This is a genomic window from Acidaminobacter sp. QWL-03 (genome assembly GCF_058683855.1).
In genome coordinates this window covers 590,095-612,215 of record NZ_CM178752.1, presented here as the reverse complement: position 1 = coordinate 612,215, position 22,121 = coordinate 590,095, and the positions used below count along the sequence as shown (strand labels likewise).

Below are 22,121 nucleotides of genomic sequence, written 5' to 3'. Positions count from 1 at the left end.
AGATCTTAAAAAGCAGTATTGAAAAGCCCGGACAGGCTACCCCGTCCGGGCTTTTAAAATCTGGAAAGTTCGTCAGCATCAATGAAAACCCAAGACCGACCGCAGAACTCTCCTGTTTCATGCCTTATAATCGCTTTTCCTTTCTACCCGTTAACTTAGAGCTCTACGCAGCTTTGTTTAGGGTTTGGGGAAAGAAACCATCGGCAAAATGCTTTTTACTCTTTGCCAGCAGCCTTGGTGGCTTCCAAATTCTTCTTCGCGTTGGCCAGCATGAGCTTCAGGCGGTTGATCTGGTTGACTTCGCTGGCGCCTGGGTCATAGTCGATTGCGGCGATATTCGCATTCGGGAAGTTGAGCTTCAGCTCCCGGATCATGCCCTTGCCCGTAATGTGATTTGGGAGGCAGGCGAACGGCTGCAGACAGGCGATATTCGAAACGTCGGACTCAAGGAGTTCCACCATTTCCGCGGTCAGGAACCAGCCCTCCCCGGTCTGATGGCCCAGGGACAAAATTCGCGAGGCCCCCTTCGCCTTGTGGAGGATAGATTTAGGCGCTTCAAAACGCTTGCTCGTGCTCAGCGCGTCCTTGACGACACCTCTGAAAGATTCAATATACTGGACCGCAATATTGCCCGCCATCTTCTTGAAATAGGAGGCCGCCAGCAGATTGTGCTTTATGACGTTGTTGTAGCTGCTGTAGAGGAAGAAGTCCGCGAGATCCGGCACGACGACTTCTGCGCCTTCCGTTTCCAGAAACTCAATAATGTTGTTGTTGGCAGTCGGGTGGTACTTGACGAGAATTTCACCGACTATGCCAACCCGGGGCTTAGGCGTGTCAACAATTTCCAGCGTGTCAAATTCTCGGACCAGCTGGGTGACATTCTTTTTGAAAGTCGACAGGCGTCCGTCCTCAACATTTTGACTGCATATTTTCGACCATTTCTGATAGAGCGCGTTAGCGGAGCCCTTGACCTTTTCGTAAGGCCGGACTCTGTAAAGCACGCGGCTGAGCACGTCGCCATACAGCATACCCAGGACCAGGCGCCTGATCAGCGGCAGCGTCATCTTGAAGCCCTCAGACTTTTCGAGGCCGCCAAAGTTTAGGGAAATGACCGGAATGTGGGACATATCCGCATCCTTAAGGGCTTTTCGGATAAAGCCAATGTAGTTCGATGCCCGGCATCCACCACCAGTTTGAGAGATGATTACCGCGGTCTTTGCAAGGTCATAACGTCCGGATTTCAACGCGGACATAATCTGGCCTATGGTGAGAATGGACGGATAACAGGCGTCATTGTGGACGTACTTCAGCCCCTCATTGATCGCGTCTGTATCCACAGACGGCAAAATCTCGAGTTTATAGCCATGACGCGCAAACGCGTGTTCCATCATGTCAAAGTGGATTGGTGACATCTGAGGTGCTAAGATAGTGTGGGTCGCCTTCATGGCTTTGGTAAACGGCATTTTTTCATCTGCGGCGTATAGCAGCTGCGGCTCGTAATCGACCTTGTCCCGCTCCTTCATAACTGCCAGCAGCGATCGGATCCGGATGCGCGCCGCACCCAGATTGTTGATTTCGTCTATCTTGATGAGTGTGTACAGCTTATCATGACGCTTCAAAATCTCCTGAACCTGATCCGTCGTAACCGCGTCCAGACCACATCCAAAGGAATTGAGCTGAACGAGTTCAAGATTCTTTTGTCCTGCCACAAAGTGAGCGGCATTGTAGAGCCGGCTGTGATAACGCCACTGATCCAGCACCCGCAGCGTCCGGTCTCCGTCATGGAGATGGGCAATTGCGTCCTCAGAAAGCACCGCGAGGCCATAATTAGCAAACACGTTCGGAATACCATGGTTGATCTCAGGATCAATGTGATACGGCCGCCCAGCCAGGACAACTCCTTTTGTCCCGGTAGACTTGATATAAGCAAGGATTTCCTCACCCATCATGCGGACGTCTGTCTTGTATCCCTCCAGCGCTTCGTAAGCCGCGCTGATTGCCTTGTGAACCTCCCCGCTCTTCAGAGAAAACTGTTTGGCCATATAAGGCGCTATAATTTTCTTCAGCCTTGCTTCATCATTTAACGGCAGGAACGGATTCATGTAATGGATTTTGTTTTGTCTAATCTCATCCATGTTGACGCGAATGGTCTCCGGATACGAGGTGACAATAGGACAATTGAAGTGATTCTCCGCAGCGTCAACTTCCTTGATGTCGTAAGGGATTGACGGATAGAAGATATGATCCACACCCTTCTCGATCAAGTCCGCTATGTGACCGTGAACCAGCTTCGCCGGATAACACACGGATTCTGAAGGTATGGTCTCCATGCCCTTTTGGAATAAATCATGAGAGGAACGCCCGGAGATCACCACCCGGAAGCCCAGTTTCGTGAAGAAAGTGTGCCAAAATGGGTAGTCCTCATACATATTAAGTACCCTGGGTATGCCGATGGTTCCCCTAACCGCAGACTCAACCGGAAGGGATTTATAATCGAACACTCGGTCATATTTGTACTGATAAATATTCGGAGGCGCTTGAAGTTTCTTATGTTCGCCTAGACCTCTCTCGCAGCGGTTGCCGGAGACAAAGCGGTTGCCCCCTTCAAACTGATTTATGGTGAGCAGGCAGTGGTTGCCACAGGTCTGGCAGCGTGCCGTAGAGGTTTTAAAGGTAAAGCTCTCCAGCTTCTCAAGGGGCAGAAGTGTGGAGACCGTTTCAGGAATATAATTTCTTGCGCTGATCAGCGCGGCACCAAAAGCGCCCATCATTCCACTGATATCCGGGCGAATGACCTCTCTGCCCACAATTCTCTCAAAGGCTCTGAGAACCGCTTCGTTGTAAAACGTACCGCCTTGTACGACGACCTTTTCGCCCATTTCTTCCGGATTTCTCAGTCGGATTACTTTGTACAGCGCGTTTTTAACGACAGAGTAGGAAATGCCCGCCGAGATATCGCCCACACTGGCGCCCTCTTTTTGAGCCTGCTTGACTCTGGAGTTCATAAAGACCGTGCAGCGTGTCCCCAGGTCTACCGGATGAGAAGCCTTCATGCCTGCAACAGAGAACTCTGTTACCGGATGTCCCAAAGAACCTGCGAAAGTTTCTATGAACGAACCGCAGCCCGAAGAACAAGCCTCATTCAGCATGATGCTCTCAATAAAGCCGTCTTTAATCCGCATGCTTTTCATGTCCTGTCCGCCTATATCAATGACAAACTGAACCCCTGGCAGAAAATGATCCGCTGCTTTATAGTGTGCCACGGTTTCGATCTCGCCATGGTCCACTCTGATCGCTTCTCGAATCAGATGCTCGCCATAACCTGTGACCGTGGCAGAGCCTATGAAGGCAGAGACCGGCAGCTTGCTGTAAAGAGTTTTAAGCGCACTGATGGTGGATTTGAGTGGGCTGCCGCCATTTGAACCATAATGGGTGAACAAAAGTCTGTGATCGTCATCTATTGCAACGACTTTTGTCGTCGTGGATCCGGCGTCAATCCCCAGGAAAATTGGTCCTCTCGCTGCGCTGAGGTCGGCTCTTTCAACGGTAGCCTGTCTGTGTCTCGCCCTAAAGGCTTCAAGGTCTTCAATGTCTTTAAATAAAGGCTCCAGTTCAGGAATCTGCTCCTCGTCCTTCATCTCAAATTCCGGCAATTTATTAATCAACGCGCCCATTTGAAGTACCGAATCCAACGCTTCCGCTTCCAAAGCAGCACCGATGGCCACCATATAATGGGCGTGATCCGGGAAGATAATCTCATGAGGCTTAAGATCCAGTGTTTCCACAAACCGGTGTCTTAGTTCGGAAAGGAAATAGAGCGGACCGCCAAGAAAAGCGACTTTACCCCTGATAGGTTTGCCGCACGCCAGTCCGCTGATGGTTTGATTGACCACCGCCTGCAGCACCGATACTGCAATGTCTTCCTTAGGGGTCCCTTCGTTGAGCAAAGGCTGTATATCCGTTTTAGCAAAAACGCCACAGCGTGATGCAATAGGATAAATGACCTTATATTTCTTCGCCAGATCATTCAGCCCTGACGCATCCGTACTAAGCAGCGAAGCCATCTGATCGACAAAGGCGCCAGTTCCGCCTGCGCACACGCCATTCATGCGCTGCTCCAGGGATGTTCCAAAATAAGTTATTTTTGCATCCTCGCCGCCAAGTTCAATGGCGACGTCCGTCTCAGGATACAACACCTCAATGGCTTTGGTGCCAGCAATGACCTCCTGAACAAAGGGAATGCCAAGAAGGTCACTGATCAGCAATCCGCTGGAACCCGTGACCTTGAACTTCAACTCCAGATCACCAAAGGTTTCGTACACCTCTGAGACCATAGTTTTTACTGTGCCTTTAATGTCAGACATGTGGCGTCTGTACTCTTGATATCGGATTTCACGGTTTTCATCCATCACAACCATCTTACAGGTCGTTGATCCCACGTCGAGTCCCGCAATCCATAATGCGTTCATATAATCCACCTCTAATTGATAACACTCAGATGCATTATATCCCGTCCTCTGAAGCCTTGCAACAACTCAAATGTAAACAATTTGTGAACACCGGCTAAGTTGAAGGCTTCAAAAATCAAGCTAACTGAAAACTGTACGTGAATGCTCTGAATCTAAACAAGCTTACGACTATTGGAAATTTATCCAATAGTCGTAAGCCTGCTGCATTGTTTTCTGCTATTCCTCTTTCGCTATCCCAAAATACGCTTGCCTGGCCTCTTGATAGAGCGCCTTCGTCATTCTCACCGCTGCCCCATGATCCACGATTACCTCTGGATAGCCATAGGCTGCAAGCCCTCCGGGTTTATGAAACAATGCCGCCGGTGCGTGCTCTACCTCAGGCAGCCACATTTTCATGAATGCTGCAGCTTCATCATAGCGCAAAGACTGCTGCCACGGATTGAATACCCTGAAATAGGGCTGGGCGTCAGTGCCGGTTGAAGCGCTCCACTGCCATCCGCCATTATTCAGAGCCGGTTCAGAGTCTGCCAGTTGTTCAAAAAAGTACTGCTCCCCAAGCTGCCAATTGACGTGAAGATCTTTGACGAGATAGGATGCAGCCACCATCCTCAAGCGGTTATGCATCTTGCCTTCCTGATTCAGACAGCGCATTGCAGCATCCACAATAGGCACCCCGGTCTGCCCCTGACGCCATGCCTCAAAATAGTCAGGGTTTGTTTCCCAGCGAACAGCGGCATACTCCGGTCTCATAGACGTCTCCAATACATGAGGGTGATGATAGAGAAGCTGCGTGTAAAATTCACGCCAAACATACTGCCTCAGAACAGGGTCGTGCCCAGGATACCGAATAAGCTCAGCAACAAATTGACGCGGTGAGAGCATGCCTGTATTGAGGTAAACCGACATGCCGGAGGTTCCCTGCAGCGCAGGGATATCGCGGTTTGAAGAATACTGTATCAGACGCTCCTCCAGAAAAGTGTGCCACTTAGATTTCATGAGGTCGTACCCGCCTTTTAAAACGGGATGTTCCGGTTCCGGATCCAAGGCTGACACCAGTTCCAATACCAGAGACAATGACTCGATCTCCAAAGCTGCTGACTTTGCCCGCGGCTTCAGCACTTGGCGCTCTGTTGAAACTGGAGTCCGTATAAAGCGGTCCAACCATTGTCTGTAGTACGGCGTAAACATCTGATACGGGGTCCCATCTTTTTTTAAAATCTCTGAGGGACGAAAGATCATCACATCTTCTTGTGGAAACACCTTAACGCCTGACGCGAGCGCTTCAGCTTCTATGGCTCTTCCTGCGTGATCGAAAAACCGGTTGAAATAAATGGCATCATAAGGGTACGCTTGCTGTCTAAGGGCCGTCAGCACCTCATTATGGTTACCTACAATAAGAAGCGCTTTGTGTCCTATGGTCTTAAGCAGCTCATTGAATTGGAAAAATGCCGTCAACCTGGTCCGAAGACCATGACTGGTCGCTCTCAGAGCCCAGGGGATTCCCTCTGCCTTTTCATCATAGATCCACAAAATCGCCAATTCATCAGTTTCTTCAAGCGCCTTGAAAAGCGCCGTTTGATCCTCCAAACGAAAATCCCTGTAAAGCAGCAGCAATCCTTTCAAAGCGTCAGGCTGACACCGTCTGATGAGATTAAACTCCCAGAGGCGCCAGCCCTCCCCCCCTTCATCTTCACTTGTCTTAAAACCCTCAAGATTAATCCAATAGGACACGTTTTTTCATTGAACCACCCATGACTGAAGTCACGGGTGGGCGCGGTTATTTAGTCAATCAAACAATCGATCAATCAGCGCCCCTTGCGGCCTCGGTTGCTGATTGGTGTCGTTCCCATGAGCACATCATTTTCATAGGCAATTCTCTCCATGAGAATTAATTCCTCGGCCAGTTTGGTTATCCCGCGTTCATCCTCTGGCTTCAAAATCCCCTCTATGTCATACCCCAGTTTCTTACGGACATGAGTATAGTTCTTCCATAACATATTTTTAATTCTAGCCGGTGTCGATGGCTTACGCAGCATCATGAGAATCTCAAAGCGAAGCGCTTCCAATCTCTCCTTGGATATTGGATCTTCCAAATTCGCAATTTGGTGACCAAATGCCCTTGCATTAACCTGATCAACCTCTTGGCAGACAAATTTCATCCTGTGCCAAATAGCGTACAGATCTGCTTTGCTGTCAAGAGGGGCATCTTTCAGCCAGGCAAAGGCGTACAGGCGTCTGCGCCAGTCCCACCACCTCAGAGGACTCTGTAGATCCGCTGCGGGAATCAGGAAAAAAGCCTCCTCGAGCAGTTTGTGACCAAATACCCCAGGCGGCTTGCCCAGCCGTTTATCCCTGAGTGTGGTTCTGTACACCCCACAGGACGGACTGCCCTCCATGTATATGAACGCGTCTGCTTTAGCCTCCTTCAGAAGTTTTATGCAAAATTCGCTGCTGTTCATCAATGCTTTGCTGATTTCTTTCCCGCCTGAGGAAACGACTTTGGCTTGGTGGGTCCAAACATCACTTCCGCTGGGACCGGAAATGCGGATGGCATCTCTTGGTACACCCAGGCCCGCCAGCACTTCCGGACAAACGGGGTGCCAGATGAAATCGCTGCGTTCTCTCCCAAGAGGTTCCAGCATATCCCAGCCTTTATTGTTGTAGCGCACCTTTGATCCATACATACAGGCACTGATGCCAATTCTCAATTTTCTCTCCATGATGAACTCCATATCCTCACGCCCGCCTTCTTTTTAAATGAAGATCCAGCCTGATCGCCGGCTTAAATATTCATACCCTAATCCTGCAGCCTCATTCACATGCTAATTTTCAAGCTTTGGATCACAACTCAAATTTTGCCGGATATTAATGCTGCTCCTTGACATTTTCATCTGGAGTACAGGAGCTGAATGTGTTAAAATTGACGGAGTCAGGAGGTGTCCTATGGCTACAGAAAGCCTATTTGCCCTATCGGGAATCACACTCATAGGGTTTGCGTTACTCGGTTATGCGTTCGGCTGCATCCCGTGCTCCTATCTTGCCAGCAAAATGATGGGGCATATCGACATTCGAAACTATGGCAGCGGCAACACAGGTGCTACAAACGTCTACCGCGTTCTCGGAAAAAAAGCTGGCATCGTCGCCTTTATAGGAGATTTCTTAAAAGGGCTTGTCCCTGCATTAATTGGAAATGCCCTCGCCGGCCAGGAAGCTGCCGCTGTCGCATCACTATTTGCCGTCATTGGCCACTGCTACCCCGCAACCCTTAAGTTTAAGGGCGGCAAGGGCGTCGCGACATCTGCAGGTATGATCTTTGGTACAGCGCCTTTGATCGGTGTCATATTAATCACACTTCAATTCACCATTCTCTTTATAACGCGCTACATGTCACTGGCTTCCATCATTTCGGCTGTTTTATTCCCTATTCTGGTCTATTTCACTGACCCTTCACCCGTCTATCAAATTGCTTCACTGTTGATGGGAATCCTGGTTATTTTCAGGCATCATTCCAACATTCGAAAGCTTCTGAAAGGTGAAGAATCCAAAATGACGAGCAAGAAGAAAAAGCCATAATTAGCCTTGCCGGGATAAGATCCCTGTGATATAATTTAACTCGTGCCTATCCTGGGAGTAGATGGGTGCTGGTGTGTCCTCTGGTCTTCAAAACCAGTGTGAGGAGTTCAGAGCTTCTCGGGTGGGTTCGATTCCCACGTACTCCCGCCATAATTTTTTATAAGAAGAGGAAGTCGGTGCTTGACCTAAATGGTCTAAGGCACCGACTTCCTCTTCTTTTTATTCATTTAAGCAAGGCAATATTGAACTGCGCGAAAAAGTTGCCTGTCAATTAGTTTACTTATTAAAGATTATTTTCCAGTCATCTCCAACTTGAACAACCTCCCACAGGTCGAACCTGCTGGTAGTGTTTTCAGCGTCTGTTCTATCTGTGCTGTCATACTTGACGTAGACAATCCAGGAATCCGAAAATCCCTGCGTAAAATGGATCGTCCTCCTGAAACCGCTGAAAGTCTCGAAATGACTTTCTACAGCCAGTTTGAAGTCTTCGTAGTTATAAGTGTCCTGACTCCCCTCTGTTAAATAGGTATACGCCAGATCATAGCGGCGGTCAGAAACAGCTTCAATAAATTCTATGACACTGTTGGACGGGTATCTGCGATCCTCATAAATAAACGAAGTATTCCTGGTCAGCAACTGAAAAAGGTTTGAGTTTCCAACCTGCACATCCCTGCGTCTTCCCTCAATTAAAATTTGGACGCGATAGACCTCATCAATGTCTGAAAACGAGTTGACAATGGACCAGACAAAAAGTTCGCTCTTCTCATTGCCAACATAGCTCTGTTCCAGAAATGCTTCGGATAAATTGACGTAGGCAATATTGTTGCTGACACGAACATCCAAAATGCGAACCTCTCCACTAAACAGATTGGTATAGGCGAGATTTTTAGGGCCGTTCTGAAGCTCTTTCGCTATGGCTTCTTCGAGCCGTTCTTGAGTTACTGTTACAATGCGCTCCTCAATTCTCAGTTTATTATCATATGGAAAATAAAGATTTACCCTGACTTTCATATCTGACGGTTTCGGATCAATAGCGAGTTCTGGCGGCAATTCTGTTTGCGCTATAGCTGAGTTGGAAAAAAACTGATATAAGCTGAAAATGCCAGCCAGACCAGCAAAGATCAGCAGAGTCAAAATCATGATTTTCTTCATGCGCCTACCCCCGAGTTCCTGATAGGAAGCCGAACAGTAAAGGTTGAACCGGTATTGATGACGCTTGTAACCTGTATATCTCCGCCATGGAGGGTCACAATCTGCTTGGCAATAGACAGGCCCAGCCCGCTCCCGCCAGTCGTTCTCGCCCTTGCCCTGTCAACCCTGTAAAATCTGTCAAAGATGTGACTGAGATCTTTTTCTGGTATGCCCATACCTGTATCTGCAATTGCAATGCAAGCATTGGTGGTTTCCCTGAAAATAGAAATTCTGATTTCCCCATTCTCTGGTGTGTACTTGATGGCATTGCTGACCAGGTTGATCAGACACTGCTGAATTTTCCCCTGGTCCAGATAAAACTGCAGGCGGTCACGTTCCTCAACAACAATGAGAATTTGCTTTTTATCCGCTAAAGGCTTTAAGTTCCTGACCACATTTTGAACGACATAATTTAAATAGGTGATTTGAGTTTCCAGTACCAGTTCATCCCGTTCGAGATCCACCAGATAGAGTAAACTGTCCACAATTCGGTTGAGACGGGATACCTCGCCGTCAATATCCTGCATAAATTCCCTATAAACGCTTTCGTCCCAGGAGGGTTGATGCAGAAGCGTTTCAGAAATAATCTTCATGGAAGTCAACGGCGTACGCAGTTCGTGAGAGACATTGGAAACAAATTTTCTGCGCTGCTCATCCACCTGATTGATCTTTGATGCCATGTCATTGAACGATTCCGCCAACTGTCCAATCTCGTCGTTGGCTTCAATTTTGATAGAGACGCCAAAATTACCCCTGGAAAAGGAACGTACCAATTGAATCATCTTTTCAATTGGCGACGCAATGACCTGGGCAAAAAGAAAAGCTACCATCCCCGTAAACAAGAGTCCAATACCTGATAAAAGCGCGACGCGTCTGAGAGTCAAATTGACATTTTGAATCAAATCATCTATGGATGACGACGCCAGAACAACCCCCATTACTTCATTCCGCTCTGAGATTGGTACACCGACATACATAACATTTTCACCGCTTGGCAGGCTATAAACCTGATTTGAGTCTAAGCCTTCCAGTGCTGATTTGACCTCAGGCAATGCACTAAAATTTTGTCCCAGCATAGCATCATAGGAATCGACCAGCACCGTTCCATTATGGTCCAGCAGCAATATTCTCGCATTGATGTCCAGACTGTAACCTTTAATCAAATCCTGTAAGTAGGTACGGGTATTCTCCAACTGTATGCCATAAAAATTTGGCGTTATTTGGTTGGAAAGAATGTTCACTTGTGTCAGCAGACTCATGTTCCTGTCTCGGATATAGGTAGTTCGGAGGGTGCTCCCAATAAAGGAAATGGCCAGAAGCATAGTTATGAGCATCAGAATCAGGTAAGTGAAGACAAGCTTCCACCGGATACTGATAAAGCGTCTAGTCTTCGTTAAAATAATAGCCGACTCCCCATTTCGTCATAATATAACGCGGCGCAGATGAGTTATCCTCGATCTTCTCTCTGAGTCTTCTAATGTGAACATCCACCGTACGAACATCCCCGAAGTACTCATAGCCCCAAATCTTTTCAAGGAGCTCTTCTCTCGAGAAAATTTTATCTCTCTGAAGGATTAAGAGCAGCAGCAGATCGAATTCCTTGGCAGTCAGATTAATCTCTCTGCCTTGAATGGAGACCTTTCTCCCCAGAGTATTTATGCTGAAATCTCCAACATTTAACTGACTCGTCGTCACATTTTGATCCGCAAAACTGGCTCGTCGAAGGATCGCCCTGATTCTCGCCTTAAGTTCAAGAATATTGAATGGTTTTGTCAGATAATCATCTGCGCCGTACTCTAATCCCAATACCTTGCTGGAGTCTTCGCCCTTCGCTGTCAACATGATGATGGGCACCATGGAAGTCTCTCTGACGCGTTTGCAAACTTCAAGTCCATCCATGCCAGGAAGCATCAGATCAAGCACAATCAAATCGTAGTCGTTTACCAAAATCTTATCATAAGCTTCGTTTCCGTCCGCAGCTACTTCCACCTGGTAACCATCCTGCTCAAGGCTGAATTTCAAGCCTTTTAAAAGTATTGGCTCATCATCCACGACCAATAATTTTTCGTCCATATGCCACCATCCCCGTTTTGGTATTCATGATCTCTACCCGTTTGTCCTGCGAAGACGACGCACATCGCCATCCCGAACCGTCATTCTGTTTGCATCAAAATATTCAAGCAGCGGAACGGCAACTTTTCTTGAGGTTTGAAGCATATCCCTGAAATCGCCTAAATTCAATGTTTCATGATTTTTAAAATGTGACTCCAGGCGTGTTTTGGCCTCGTCAAAATACGCGCGTTCCAGTACAATCATATCGTTGATTTTCACTAATTGGCCTTGTTCAAATATCAGGTCTGCCAAATCCTTGTCCTTATTGCTGAACTGACACTGTGCAAGGGCATCCGGCAAATTTGGTACATTATAACCACATTCTTTATAGAGTCTGAGCAGCGCTTCAGCCTTGGCATTTTGCGCATCTGAGAGTTCTATTTCGAAACCCGTCAGCATAACCGTGCTTCCGTTGATCTTAATCATCTCTTTTTGAAGATAAAGATTCAAGATGTCATCAAATATTCGGCCTTTTATACCTGCAAAAAGCTTGCTTCGTATTTCTTCCTTGGAAATCCCGGCTCTAAGCGGATTTTTCAGGTGATACTCGTTCAATAATCGTATCAGCGCTTCTCCACGTTCTTCGATAAAGGCAGCGTGCACGAATCTGGAATCCCCTGTTTGAATGATCTCTCCCTCACTCAGCAGTGTTTCAATTAATGACGTCACCTCCGCTGGCGGCAGTCCTGATGAGACTGTCAGCCCCGCCATATCCGGACATGAAGCACTTTCTCTGAAGATGAGGTCCGAAATAATCTGCCGGCTGTCCCCAAGACTCCTCAGCGCCAGCTGATCCAGGACTTCCTCCTTGAATCGCTTGTGCCTGTGTGCGTTAGGATCCAAAATAATGCCCCCGCCGATGGTCTCCAGCGGCGAATAGAATCTGATCACCACATGATCGCCATACTTAAATGCGACTTCTTCCTCAAGGTGCAGCTGAACAAAGCAGGACTCTCCCGGATTCAAAACTTCTCTGTCGAGAAGTGCCACTCTGCACAAGACTTCCTTAGTCCCCTGATACAGTCTGACACGCATCCAGTGATGGACGGTTCTATCTGTTGAATCCAGCAGCTTCATAGTTGCGTCAATGATATGGGTTGTCCTTAGACTGCCCGGTTTGGCCAACACATCGCCTCTGTGAAGTTCAGCTTTGGTCAGCCCAGCCAGATTCACAGCGACACGTTGTCCGGCAAAGGCTTCCTTGACAGCTTCACCATGCACCTGAATCATTCGGACCCGGCTCATTTTTCCATTAGGGTAGATTTCAACAGAGTCTCCCTCTTTTAGAATGCCCTCTACCAGTGTTCCTGTGACCACTGTGCCGAATCCGGTCATGGTAAATACGCGATCTATAGGAAGCCTCAGTGTCTCCTGAATTTTTTTGGGTTCAACCTCTTCCAACATTTGATCAATCAGCTCTACCAGTTCAGGCAGCCCCTGTCGCGTGACTGATGAGACACTCATCATAGGTGCTTCTTCCAAAAAACTGCCCTTCAATTTTTCCCTTATTTCTTCCCGTACCATATCAAGCCAATCCGGATCCACAAGATCTGATTTCGTTAAAACAACAATACCTTTTTTGACATCCAATAAGGACAATATGTCCATATGCTCCTGAGTCTGCGGCATCACACCTTCTTCCGCAGAAATAACGAGCAGGACCAAATCCACACCACTGGCCCCAGCCAGCATGTTGCGTATAAATCGCTCATGGCCCGGCACATCTACTATGCCTGCGCGGCGGCCACTTGGCAGATCAAAATAGGCAAAACCAAGATCTATGGTGATGCCTCTTCTCTTTTCTTCTTCGAAACGGTCTGTTTCAATACCTGTCAAGGCTCTGATCAGACTCGTTTTCCCATGGTCAATATGACCGGCGGTTCCAATGATGACATGTGCCATTAAGATTCTCCTTTACATCAGCTCTCGAAGCGCCTTGACAATTTCTTCTGCCTCGCCGAATTGGACGGTTCTGAGATCGAAGATTAATCGATCTTCAGAAACGCGTGCAACAATCGGCAGGCGTCTTGCTCTTAACGCCTCAGTCAGCCGCTGAGTGGACTGCTCGGAATGCTTGACAGAAACAGCCCAGGTTGGGAGCTTTTCAAGGGGCAGCGAGCCACCGCCCACTTCACTGGCAGTTTCATATAAGGCCACCTCATAGGCTGTTCCCAATGCTTCAATCTGCAACTGCAAGTCAGTTGCTCTGGGTAAAATAGCAGCCTGCTGTTCCGTCAGCATGCGAACCGTCGGAATTTCGCGGCGAACTGCTTCAGGATCTCTATAAAGCTTTAATGTTGCTTCCAATGCACAGAGTGTCATTTTGTCTACACGCAAAGCTCTGGTCAATTGGTTTTTCTTCATGGCGTCAATCCAGGTCTTTCGACCGAGAATTATGCCCGCCTGTGGACCTCCGAGCATTTTATCGCCACTGAAGGTCACTACGTCTGCGCCGGCTCGCATACTTTCTATGACAGTAGGTTCCTTCATCAACCCAAATTGTGACAAATCAATCAACGAACCACTTCCAAGATCTTCGATCAGCGGGATGTTTTTTTCGTGACATAAGCCGGAAAGAGCCTCTATCTCAACTTCACTGGTAAATCCAAGAATTCTGTAATTGCTGGTATGCACTTTTAATACCGCCGCCGTTCGCTCTCCAATGGCTGCGGCGTAGTCTCTGAGATGTGTCTTGTTGGTTGTTCCGACTTCAATCAGTTCAGCACCACTGGCACGCATAACATCCGGCACTCTAAAGGCCCCGCCAATCTCGACAAGCTGTCCTCTCGATACTACTACTTCTTTACCGGCACACATTGTCGAAAGCACAAGCATTACCGCAGCTGCATTATTATTGACGACGAGAGCCGCCTCAGCGCCAGTTAGTTCGCACAACAGTGACTCGACGTGTGAATAGCGCGTGCCGCGTTTCCCTGTTTCCAGATCGTATTCCAGAGTAGAGTAATAACAGCTCACCTCAGTTAAGTGCTGCGCAATGGAAGGGGCCAGCAGGGATCTTCCAAGGTTGGTATGAATGACAACGCCTGTGGCGTTAATGACGCGTTTTAAATGATAGCCATTTCGCTTGTCTACTTCTTCTGAGATGGTTTTGATCAGAGCAGACAAATCCAGACTTTCCGGCAGCGAAGCTTCTTCAACGCTGACAAGCAATTGTCTGAGCTCTGACAAAGCCTCCCGGATTACCTCCAGTACCAGATTGCGAGGCACAAACTCAAGCAGCCCCTGAACCTGCTCATTCGCAATAAGTTCATCCACTTTGGGAATTGCACGCAATAAATTCTTTCTCACAACAGACACCTCAACTATGGCCTGGTCGGCCAATTTTCTCGATAACTTATGGTCGGACAATAAGTGCTATGACTTGACGTTCTGTAACCCTGCCTACTCTTGCAAAGGCAGTCTGAAGCTTTTCACCGTACAGGGCTTCCAAAATTTGAGCGCGTTCAGGTTCCAGAGATATTAATAGTCCGCCTGAGGTCTGAGGATCATAAAGCACGTCAATCATAGCTTCAGAAATTGTTGGATCAATCCTGACACGTTCGCCGGCATAGTCCCTATTTTTGTAGGTGCCCGCCGGAACAAGACCCATTCGAGCGTTTTCAAGAGCACCTTCCATGACAGGGACTCTATGGCTGTCAAGTTCTATGCTGACTTTGCTTCCCTCCGCCATTTCCAGTGCATGACCTATCAATCCAAATCCGGTAATATCCGTACAGGCATTGGCACCTGTTTCAATCATCAATTCTGCAGCGACTTTATTGAGGGTCGCCATGACACGAATGGCCTCCTCCACCAAATTCGAATCCAGCATTTCTTCTTTGATGCATGTATTTAATATGCCCAGTCCAACCGGCTTTGTCAGTATAAGAACATCACCAGGTTTGGCTGAGGAATTGGCCAGCACCTTGTCAGGGTGGACAGTGCCGGTCACAGACAGGCCATATTTAGGCTCATTGTCCTCAATGGAGTGTCCCCCAACAAGCAAAGCACCCGCTTCTTTCACCTTGTCAGCGCCTCCCCGAAGGATCTCGCCGAGCACTTCAATAGGCAAACAATTTGGAAAAGCCACGATGTTGAGCGCGATCAGCGGTACGCCGCCCATGGCGTAGACATCACTGAGCGCATTCGCAGCCGCTATCTGACCAAATTGATAGGGATCATCCACTATTGGTGTGAAAAAATCAAGTGTCTGAATTAATGCCGTTTCTTCATTCAATTTGTAAACAGCAGCGTCATCTGACGTATCAAGACCGACAAGTAGGCGGTCGCTTTCAAATTTCGGTAAATGGCACAAAACTTGTGCCAGGGTTTCCGGCCCTATTTTGGCCGCTCAGCCAGAGCTATTGCTGAGTTGTGTCAAACGTTTGGCTTCCATGGCAGCCACCTCCAGTCTTTTACTTACATTATCCCGTTAATTATATCAAACTAACGGCTACAATACACATTCAATTTCTCGATGCCAGCAAGTTGTCAGACCATACTGTATTTGAGCCAACCGTAATGCAGATTCAATCCGGTTTTTCGTTTTGTCGCTCGAGCCATTCCATAATTGCCGCGTATTTTGATGGTCCAATCCCTTTTATTTCAAGCAGTACTTCCAGAGATGCAAAGCCGTCTTTATCATTTTTGAACTTGATAATCCGTTCAGCAGTGACCTGACCAATGCCTTTGATCTGCATCCATGTCTCCAAAGACATTGTATTTATTCTCTGAAGCGGTGTTTGATACAGGCCGTTCTTGTCAGCGAATTCCAGCGTGTTTAATTTTCCAATCTTTTGTTCACTCCGCAAGTAATGCTTCTCAGCCGCCATTTCTTGCTGTTGATTTATTGGCTGGAGGATAAACATCGTACCTTCAACTTGCTCTGAGAAGTCTGTAACCCCTGCCTTGGCGGTCTCGGTGACCCTATTTGCGGTTGTGTCGGCCGAAAAAGAATTCAGCTCAAAGGAAGTCAGTTCTCCGACCTGGTAAACCGCTGCAGGTACCGCAATGACAGTCAATAAAAATAAGCCTGTGATCGATCTCATATTAACCTCCATTTTCTTTATATGGTATATTTTGTTATTTTTCTATAAGCAAATCCATGTTATAATACTTTTTAAGAAAACACAAGGGACGGTGTCCTATGACCATTAAAAAACTTAAAATTTCAGTGTTGACCTTATTTTGCAGCTTGACAGTGCTCTTCGGAAGCACTGCAGCATTTGCCATATCCCCGGGAGAGATCAATGCTCAATCTGCAATTCTCATAGACAGTGACAGCCACCAGCTGCTATTTGAGAAAAACAGTCATGAACTGATGTTCCCAGCCAGCACCACAAAATTGATGACTGCACTGCTGATTTTGGAAAGTCACGAACTGAATGAAACAGTGACCATAGATGCAAAATCTCCCATGGCCACAGGCAGTCGCATTTACATAATCGAGGGCGAAACCTTGACCGTTGAACAATTGCTATACGCTTTGTTGCTGGCTTCAGCAAATGATGTCGCTGAGGCTCTCGCCATTTATGATTCAGGCAGCATTGAGGCTTTCGCTGAAAAAATGAACCAACGCGCTGCAGAGCTCGGTGCGCTGAATACGCATTTTACCAATCCACATGGCCTGCCTGACCCGGAACATGTCACAACTGCCTACGACCTGTCGAGAATAGCGCTGGAGGCAATAAAACACGAAAAGCTTCGAGAGATTGTGAAAACAGTAAGCTATGACATACAACCCACCAATAAACAACCTGAGAAAAGACACGTTACCAACAGCAACAGATTTTTATATGGTACCGGTTCCGGGAATAAAATTGATTACCGCGGACAGACCATCAACATCAAATATGAAGCCATTACGGGCTTAAAAACCGGGTATACAAACGCGGCTCAACAATGCTTCATCAGCAGCGCCTCCAAAGACGGTAAAAATTTAATCTCTGTCATTCTTAAAGCACAAGGCAATTTTTTATACCTGGACACCAGAACTTTAATAGACTATGGATTCGAAAATTTTAATACACACACTTTTGCGAGTAAAAATGAGTTGATCAGTTACTTTGAATACAATGGCAACAAGAAAGTAAAAATCCCCCTTTACTCTGAGGAGGAAATCAAGGCGTTGATTCCTAATACGCTGAATCCTGAAGAGATCACTTTCGAAACCGAGATGATGCCGGATTTCGAATTGCCTGTCAAAGAAGGTCAGCGTATTGGCACAATCAGATATATAAGCAACGGCAAATTGCTGACTGAAGCACCGCTGATCACATTGAATGAAATCAGCGACAAATCCGCGTTAGGTGAAACGACACTTTTTAATAACAGCTGGTTCAAATTTGATACTTCTCCAAAAGCACTGGTGCTCCTTGGCATAAAAGTGATCCTTTCACTGGTACTGTGGCGGTTGATTATGTCAAAATTTAACAAGAAGACCAAACGCAGACCATCTTCGAAAGCAACGACCCATCCGGCTGTAACCCAGTCCACACGGGCTCGCCGTCCGGTGTCAACCTTTAAACCACATTAATAATTCATTATCCCAGCTTCAAGCAAAGAAAGGCAGTGTCCAATAAAACGGACACTGCCTTTTCGTGTGCTTTGGATTAAATTTTATGAGTGAGTCCCCGTAAAGGCGACCATTTGAATTTCAATCACAGCGTCAAGCGGCAGCTTTGAAACTTCAACTGCGGCTCTCGCCGGCTTATGATCGCCAAAGAATTCCGCGTAAACCGCATTCATTCTTGCGAACAGAGAAATGTCACGAATAAAGATCTCTACTTTTACAATAGTTTCAAGGGAACCGCCGCCTGCTTCAACAATAGCCTTGCAATTTTCCAGGGACTGTCTTGCTGCCTGCTCGATCTCCTTGTAATGCTCACCCGTAGCCGGATTAATTGGCAGTTGGCCTGAAACATAGATGAACGGACCTGCGTTCATGCCTTGAGAGTATGGTCCGACTGCGCCTGGCGCTTTATCCGTTGAAATAACTTTGGGTTTCATAACTGTGCTCATAATAACGCCTCCTATTTTGTTTCCCGGATTTCATCCAGGTAATTATATATTGTGTATCTTGAAACACAAAGCACGTTGGCGACATAATCAATTGCGCCTTTTATCAGAAATGCGCCCTTTTGATCCAATCGATCCACCATCATAACCTTGTCATCCTTGGACAAGTAAATAATGGGTTTGCCAACCTCATCTAAAGTTTCTTTTACCAGATCCGTTAAGACAACACTAACCACGTTGAGGTTCTTCGGATCACTCTGACGCTCCTGAAAATCCTCGGAAATTTTCATGATGTCGTTTAAGACAGAACGCGCTCCAACGAGCTCTGTAATGTCAAAATTGATACAGAAACAACCAATCACTTTTAGGTGCTCATCTTTGATAAATACTGTCGTAGACTTTAGAACACGCCCATCTGCGCTCTTCCCTGTATAATTGATGATATCTTCATCAACTTTACCATTCTGGACCAGTTTAAGAGATGACTCAGTCATTGGGCTGCCTGAGCTCCTGCCAGTCACGTGGCCGTTCTCAATAGCGACTATGGAGTGCTGCAGATCTGTAAAATCGTGCAGGACCACTTCGCAGCGACTTCCAAAGGTCGCAGCTATGCCTTTAACCAATGGAACGTAGGACTGTATGATTGGATTAATTTTTGTACTCATTGTCATCACCGTACCACAATATTGACAAGTTTCTTAGGGACGACTACGACCTTGACAATTTGTTTCCCGCTAAGAGCCTCAGATATTTTTTCAAGCGCTAAAGCGGCCGTTTGAATCTCTTCTTGTGTGGCGTCTTTTGAAACCACCAAATGCTCTCTGACTTTTCCGTTGATCTGAACTGCAAATTCTATCTCATCCAGAATCAATGCTTTAGCATCATAGGTTGGCCAGGACACTTCGTGGACACTTCCCGTTTTGCCAAGCAGCTGCCAAAGCTCTTCCATGAGATGCGGTGCAAACGGTGCCAAAAGTTTGACTAACGACTCCGCAGCGGCGCCGTACAGCGGCGCATTCCAGCGATCTTTGCCGCTTTCGCGGTAGCGGTACATTTCATTGACGAGCTCCATGACTGCACTGATTGCCGTGTTGAAATTGAAGCGATCTTCAATGTCCTCAGTAACTTTTTTGATGGTACGATTCATGACATAATTGAGCGCCTTTTCATCCTCATGGGTCAAAACGATTTCACCATTGCCCCTGACAGCCTCTTCGTCAGTTACCGCCCTGAACACCCTGTTCAGGAAGCGATGCGCGCCGTCCACACCATCATCAGACCACTCAAGGTCCTTTTCTGGTGGTGAAGCGAAGAGAATAAAGAGTCGTGCAGTGTCAGCGCCATATTTAGCAACAATTTCATCCGGACTGACGACGTTCCCTTTGGATTTTGACATTTTGGCGCCATCCTTCAGCACCATGCCTTGTGTCAGCAGATTCTTGAAAGGTTCACCGACAGGTGACAAGCCAAGGTCATACATGACTTTCGTAAAGAAACGGGAATAGAGCAAGTGCAGTATAGCGTGCTCAACGCCGCCAATATACTGGTCTACTTCCATCCAGTAGCTGGCAGCTTCTTTGGAGAAAGGCAGTGACTCATTATGAGGATCTGTATATCTCAAGAAATACCAGGAAGAGTCAACAAAAGTATCCATGGTATCCGTTTCGCGAACCGCATGGCCCCCACATTTTGGACATGTGGTATTCATGAAGGTGTCACTCGTTAAGAGAGGCGATTCACCTTTCCCGGAAAACTTGACATCTCTTGGCAAAACAACTGGGAGTTCTTCAACCGGAACCGGGACAATGCCGCAAGTCGAGCAATTGACCATAGGGATTGGGCAACCCCAATAACGCTGGCGCGACACGAGCCAGTCCCTGATTCTAAAGTTTGTCGTTGCGTTGCCGGATCCTTCCGCTGCCAGACGCTCTACAATTTTCTGAGTCCCTTCTTCAATGGTCAGACCATCAAATGGTCCGGAATTAACCATAATACCCTTACCGGTAAAGAGTGTTTGTTGATAGTCTCCTTCAGCATCAACCGGACGTATGACTTCAATGATCTCGAGATCATACTTCTTTGCGAAGTCGTAATCCCGCTCATCATGAGCAGGAACGGCCATGATAGCACCCGTGCCATACTCCACCAAGACATAGTTGGCGACATAAATAGGGATCAGACTGCCTGTCAAAGGATGTATCGCATAGCGGCCTGTAAACAGTCCTTCCTTGACCGCCTCAGTCGAAGTCCTTTCAATTTCTGACAGACGCGCCAGCCGATCGACAAATTCCCGGATTGGTGTCTCAAACTCTGTGCCGGCTGTCAGCTCAGAGACATAGGGATGCTCTGGTGCAAGCACCATATAAGTACATCCATAGAGAGTGTCCGGTCTGGTTGTGAAAACTTTGAGTTTCTGATCAAATCCTTCGATTGCAAAATCAATTTCAGCGCCAATGCTCTTTCCAATCCAGTTCTTTTGCATGGTTTTAACCTTTTCAGGCCAGCCGTGAAGCGTTTCAATATCCTCGAGAAGACGGTCAGCGTAATTCGTAATTCTGTAAAACCATTGTGATAAATTTTTCTTGACGACCGGACTGTCACAGCGTTCGCAAAAACCGCCAACGACCTGCTCGTTGGCGAGGACGGTCTCACAAGAGGTACACCAGTTAACAGGCGACTTCTTTTTATAAACAAGATCTTGTTCAAAAAACTTGACGAAAAGCCATTGTGTCCACTTGTAGTAGTCTTCCATACAGGTCGTGACCTCGCGGTCCCAGTCATAGCTGAGTCCCAGGCGCTTAAGCTGCTTTTTCATTTCAGCTATGTTGCTTTTCGTCCAGATATCAGGGTGAATCTGATTTGCGATCGCCGCGTTCTCAGCAGGCAAGCCAAAAGCATCCCAACCAATTGGATGCAGGACGTTATAACCTTGCATTTTTTTGAATCTGGCGACTACATCACCAATGGAATAGTTGCGCACGTGTCCCATGTGAAGTTTGCCAGACGGATAGGGAAACATTTCGAGTGCATAGTACTTTTTGGCCTCCGGATTGTCGACCACTTTGAATGCCTCATCTTGGTCCCACTGGCGCTGCCATTTTTCTTCAATTTCAGCAAATTGATACTTCAATAATAACCCTCCCTTAACAAAAAATAAAAAATGGACATTGCTTTGATCTTTAGGGACGGGCTATCGCCCGCGGTACCACCCTAATTGACATTCATGTCCACTCATTGATCCATATTTGGCAGATCAGCCTGAAGCAATTATTGTCAAACGAGTTCAGCGCGCTCAATGCCGATTCACACCTTCCACCGGCTCTCTGAAAAAGAGGTTTTGCTTACTGATTTTGACAGCTTCTAATATGTTATTACGATTAATTGTAATGAATTGACCCTTGGCTGTCAACCTTCAATACAATTTTTTTGGCATCATTCCACAAACGTTCGAGATTGTAATAGTCTCTCTCTTCTTTGTGAAAAATATGCACTAGAATGTCATGATAATCCATGACGACCCAACGTCCGGTTTTCATGCCATCCTTATATTTTGTGTAGATCCCGTTCTTCGCCAACTCATCTTCAACATGGTCAGCTATTGCCACCACCTGACGGTCTGAATTGCCTGAAGCGATTACAAAATAATCCGCAACAGACGAAATGCCGCGAAGGTCCAAAATCACAATATCATCGCCTTTTTTGGCGTCAATCAGCTTTCCAATTTCCTCCGCCAAGCCTAGATTAGATCCCATTCTATGA

General features: G+C 47.0%; 16 protein-coding genes and 1 tRNA gene. 3 read left to right on the top strand and 14 right to left on the bottom strand.

Annotation, left to right across the window (positions count from 1 at the left end; all coding sequences use genetic code 11):
• Positions 1-215: 215 nt before the first annotated feature.
• The 3 genes from AC4PHM_RS02690 to AC4PHM_RS02680 all read right to left on the bottom strand — a co-directional run bounded on the left by AC4PHM_RS02690 (position 216) and on the right by AC4PHM_RS02680 (position 7,189).
• Positions 216-4,469 (bottom strand): acyl-CoA dehydratase activase-related protein, encoded by a 4,254-nt coding sequence (locus AC4PHM_RS02690; RefSeq protein WP_492019357.1) that lies wholly within the window; start codon positions 4,467-4,469, stop codon positions 216-218.
• 216 nt (positions 4,470-4,685) lie between these two features.
• The gene (locus AC4PHM_RS02685) at positions 4,686-6,200 is read right to left on the bottom strand and encodes a cryptochrome/photolyase family protein (protein WP_492019356.1); all 1,515 of its coding nucleotides are present in this window, start codon (positions 6,198-6,200) and stop codon (positions 4,686-4,688) included.
• A 74-nt stretch (positions 6,201-6,274) separates the two neighbouring features.
• Positions 6,275-7,189, bottom strand: a complete 915-nt coding sequence (locus AC4PHM_RS02680; protein WP_492019355.1) for a 2-thiouracil desulfurase family protein — start codon at positions 7,187-7,189, stop codon at positions 6,275-6,277.
• 223 nt (positions 7,190-7,412) lie between these two features.
• Here AC4PHM_RS02680 and plsY point away from each other — a divergent pair, with 223 nt between their 5' ends.
• Entirely contained in the window at positions 7,413-8,042 is a 630-nt protein-coding gene (plsY, locus tag AC4PHM_RS02675; protein ID WP_492019354.1) for a glycerol-3-phosphate 1-O-acyltransferase PlsY, read from the top strand.
• Between the two features lie 53 nt (positions 8,043-8,095).
• Positions 8,096-8,192, top strand: a tRNA-Sec gene (locus AC4PHM_RS02670).
• 126 nt (positions 8,193-8,318) lie between these two features.
• Here AC4PHM_RS02670 and AC4PHM_RS02665 read toward each other — a convergent pair.
• The 7 genes from AC4PHM_RS02665 to AC4PHM_RS02635 all read right to left on the bottom strand — a co-directional run bounded on the left by AC4PHM_RS02665 (position 8,319) and on the right by AC4PHM_RS02635 (position 16,393).
• Positions 8,319-9,194 (bottom strand): GerMN domain-containing protein, encoded by an 876-nt coding sequence (locus AC4PHM_RS02665; RefSeq protein ID WP_492019353.1) that lies wholly within the window; start codon positions 9,192-9,194, stop codon positions 8,319-8,321.
• Entirely contained in the window at positions 9,191-10,492 is a 1,302-nt protein-coding gene (locus AC4PHM_RS02660; RefSeq protein WP_492019352.1) for a sensor histidine kinase, read from the bottom strand. Before AC4PHM_RS02660 ends, AC4PHM_RS02665 begins: the two co-directional genes overlap by 4 nt.
• A 124-nt stretch (positions 10,493-10,616) precedes the next feature.
• Positions 10,617-11,306: a response regulator transcription factor gene (locus AC4PHM_RS02655; RefSeq protein WP_492019351.1), complete on the bottom strand. Its 690-nt coding sequence runs from the start codon at positions 11,304-11,306 to the stop codon at positions 10,617-10,619.
• Positions 11,307-11,339: 33 nt separating this feature from the next.
• Positions 11,340-13,247, bottom strand: coding sequence for a selenocysteine-specific translation elongation factor (selB, locus tag AC4PHM_RS02650; RefSeq protein WP_492019350.1), 1,908 nt, complete (start codon positions 13,245-13,247; stop codon positions 11,340-11,342).
• 12 nt (positions 13,248-13,259) lie between these two features.
• Complete coding sequence (selA, locus tag AC4PHM_RS02645; RefSeq protein ID WP_492019349.1) at positions 13,260-14,654, bottom strand: L-seryl-tRNA(Sec) selenium transferase; 1,395 nt, start codon at positions 14,652-14,654, stop codon at positions 13,260-13,262.
• Between the two features lie 46 nt (positions 14,655-14,700).
• Entirely contained in the window at positions 14,701-15,741 is a 1,041-nt protein-coding gene (gene selD / locus AC4PHM_RS02640; RefSeq protein WP_492019348.1) for a selenide, water dikinase SelD, read from the bottom strand.
• Between the two features lie 133 nt (positions 15,742-15,874).
• Positions 15,875-16,393 (bottom strand): ComEA family DNA-binding protein, encoded by a 519-nt coding sequence (locus AC4PHM_RS02635; protein WP_492019347.1) that lies wholly within the window; start codon positions 16,391-16,393, stop codon positions 15,875-15,877.
• 98 nt (positions 16,394-16,491) lie between these two features.
• On the opposite strand from AC4PHM_RS02635, the gene AC4PHM_RS02630 reads away from it, so the two are divergent.
• Positions 16,492-17,880, top strand: coding sequence for a D-alanyl-D-alanine carboxypeptidase family protein (locus AC4PHM_RS02630; RefSeq protein ID WP_492019346.1), 1,389 nt, complete (start codon positions 16,492-16,494; stop codon positions 17,878-17,880).
• Between the two features lie 83 nt (positions 17,881-17,963).
• Here the strand turns inward: AC4PHM_RS02630 and AC4PHM_RS02625 are convergent, their stop codons facing one another.
• The 4 genes from AC4PHM_RS02625 to rsfS all read right to left on the bottom strand — a co-directional run bounded on the left by AC4PHM_RS02625 (position 17,964) and on the right by rsfS (position 22,114).
• Entirely contained in the window at positions 17,964-18,365 is a 402-nt protein-coding gene (locus AC4PHM_RS02625) for a Rid family detoxifying hydrolase (RefSeq protein WP_331488090.1), read from the bottom strand.
• 11 nt (positions 18,366-18,376) lie between these two features.
• The gene (locus AC4PHM_RS02620) at positions 18,377-19,027 is read right to left on the bottom strand and encodes a helix-turn-helix transcriptional regulator (protein ID WP_492019345.1); all 651 of its coding nucleotides are present in this window, start codon (positions 19,025-19,027) and stop codon (positions 18,377-18,379) included.
• Positions 19,028-19,032: 5 nt separating this feature from the next.
• A complete protein-coding gene (gene leuS, locus AC4PHM_RS02615; protein ID WP_492019344.1) occupies positions 19,033-21,492 on the bottom strand; it encodes a leucine--tRNA ligase in 2,460 nt (819 codons plus the stop codon).
• 247 nt (positions 21,493-21,739) lie between these two features.
• Positions 21,740-22,114: a ribosome silencing factor gene (rsfS, locus tag AC4PHM_RS02610; RefSeq protein ID WP_492019343.1), complete on the bottom strand. Its 375-nt coding sequence runs from the start codon at positions 22,112-22,114 to the stop codon at positions 21,740-21,742.
• Between the last annotated feature and the right edge of the window lie 7 nt (positions 22,115-22,121).

What these genes read in the sequence shown, in the direction of transcription:
- AC4PHM_RS02690 (WP_492019357.1), bottom strand. Translation starts at nt 4,469, where the DNA reads ATGAACGCATTATGGATTGCGGGACTCGACGTGGGATCAACGACCTGT.
- AC4PHM_RS02665 (WP_492019353.1), bottom strand. Translation starts at nt 9,194, where the DNA reads ATGAAGAAAATCATGATTTTGACTCTGCTGATCTTTGCTGGTCTGGCT.
- AC4PHM_RS02660 (WP_492019352.1), bottom strand. Translation starts at nt 10,492, where the DNA reads ATGAGTCTGCTGACACAAGTGAACATTCTTTCCAACCAAATAACGCCA.
- AC4PHM_RS02635 (WP_492019347.1), bottom strand. Translation starts at nt 16,393, where the DNA reads ATGAGATCGATCACAGGCTTATTTTTATTGACTGTCATTGCGGTACCT.
- AC4PHM_RS02655 (WP_492019351.1), bottom strand. Translation starts at nt 11,306, where the DNA reads ATGGACGAAAAATTATTGGTCGTGGATGATGAGCCAATACTTTTAAAA.
- AC4PHM_RS02620 (WP_492019345.1), bottom strand. Translation starts at nt 19,027, where the DNA reads ATGAGTACAAAAATTAATCCAATCATACAGTCCTACGTTCCATTGGTT.
- rsfS (WP_492019343.1), bottom strand. Translation starts at nt 22,114, where the DNA reads ATGGGATCTAATCTAGGCTTGGCGGAGGAAATTGGAAAGCTGATTGAC.
- selB (WP_492019350.1), bottom strand. Translation starts at nt 13,247, where the DNA reads ATGGCACATGTCATCATTGGAACCGCCGGTCATATTGACCATGGGAAA.
- plsY (WP_492019354.1), top strand. Translation starts at nt 7,413, where the DNA reads ATGGCTACAGAAAGCCTATTTGCCCTATCGGGAATCACACTCATAGGG.
- AC4PHM_RS02630 (WP_492019346.1), top strand. Translation starts at nt 16,492, where the DNA reads ATGACCATTAAAAAACTTAAAATTTCAGTGTTGACCTTATTTTGCAGC.
- AC4PHM_RS02625 (WP_331488090.1), bottom strand. Translation starts at nt 18,365, where the DNA reads ATGAGCACAGTTATGAAACCCAAAGTTATTTCAACGGATAAAGCGCCA.
- AC4PHM_RS02680 (WP_492019355.1), bottom strand. Translation starts at nt 7,189, where the DNA reads ATGGAGAGAAAATTGAGAATTGGCATCAGTGCCTGTATGTATGGATCA.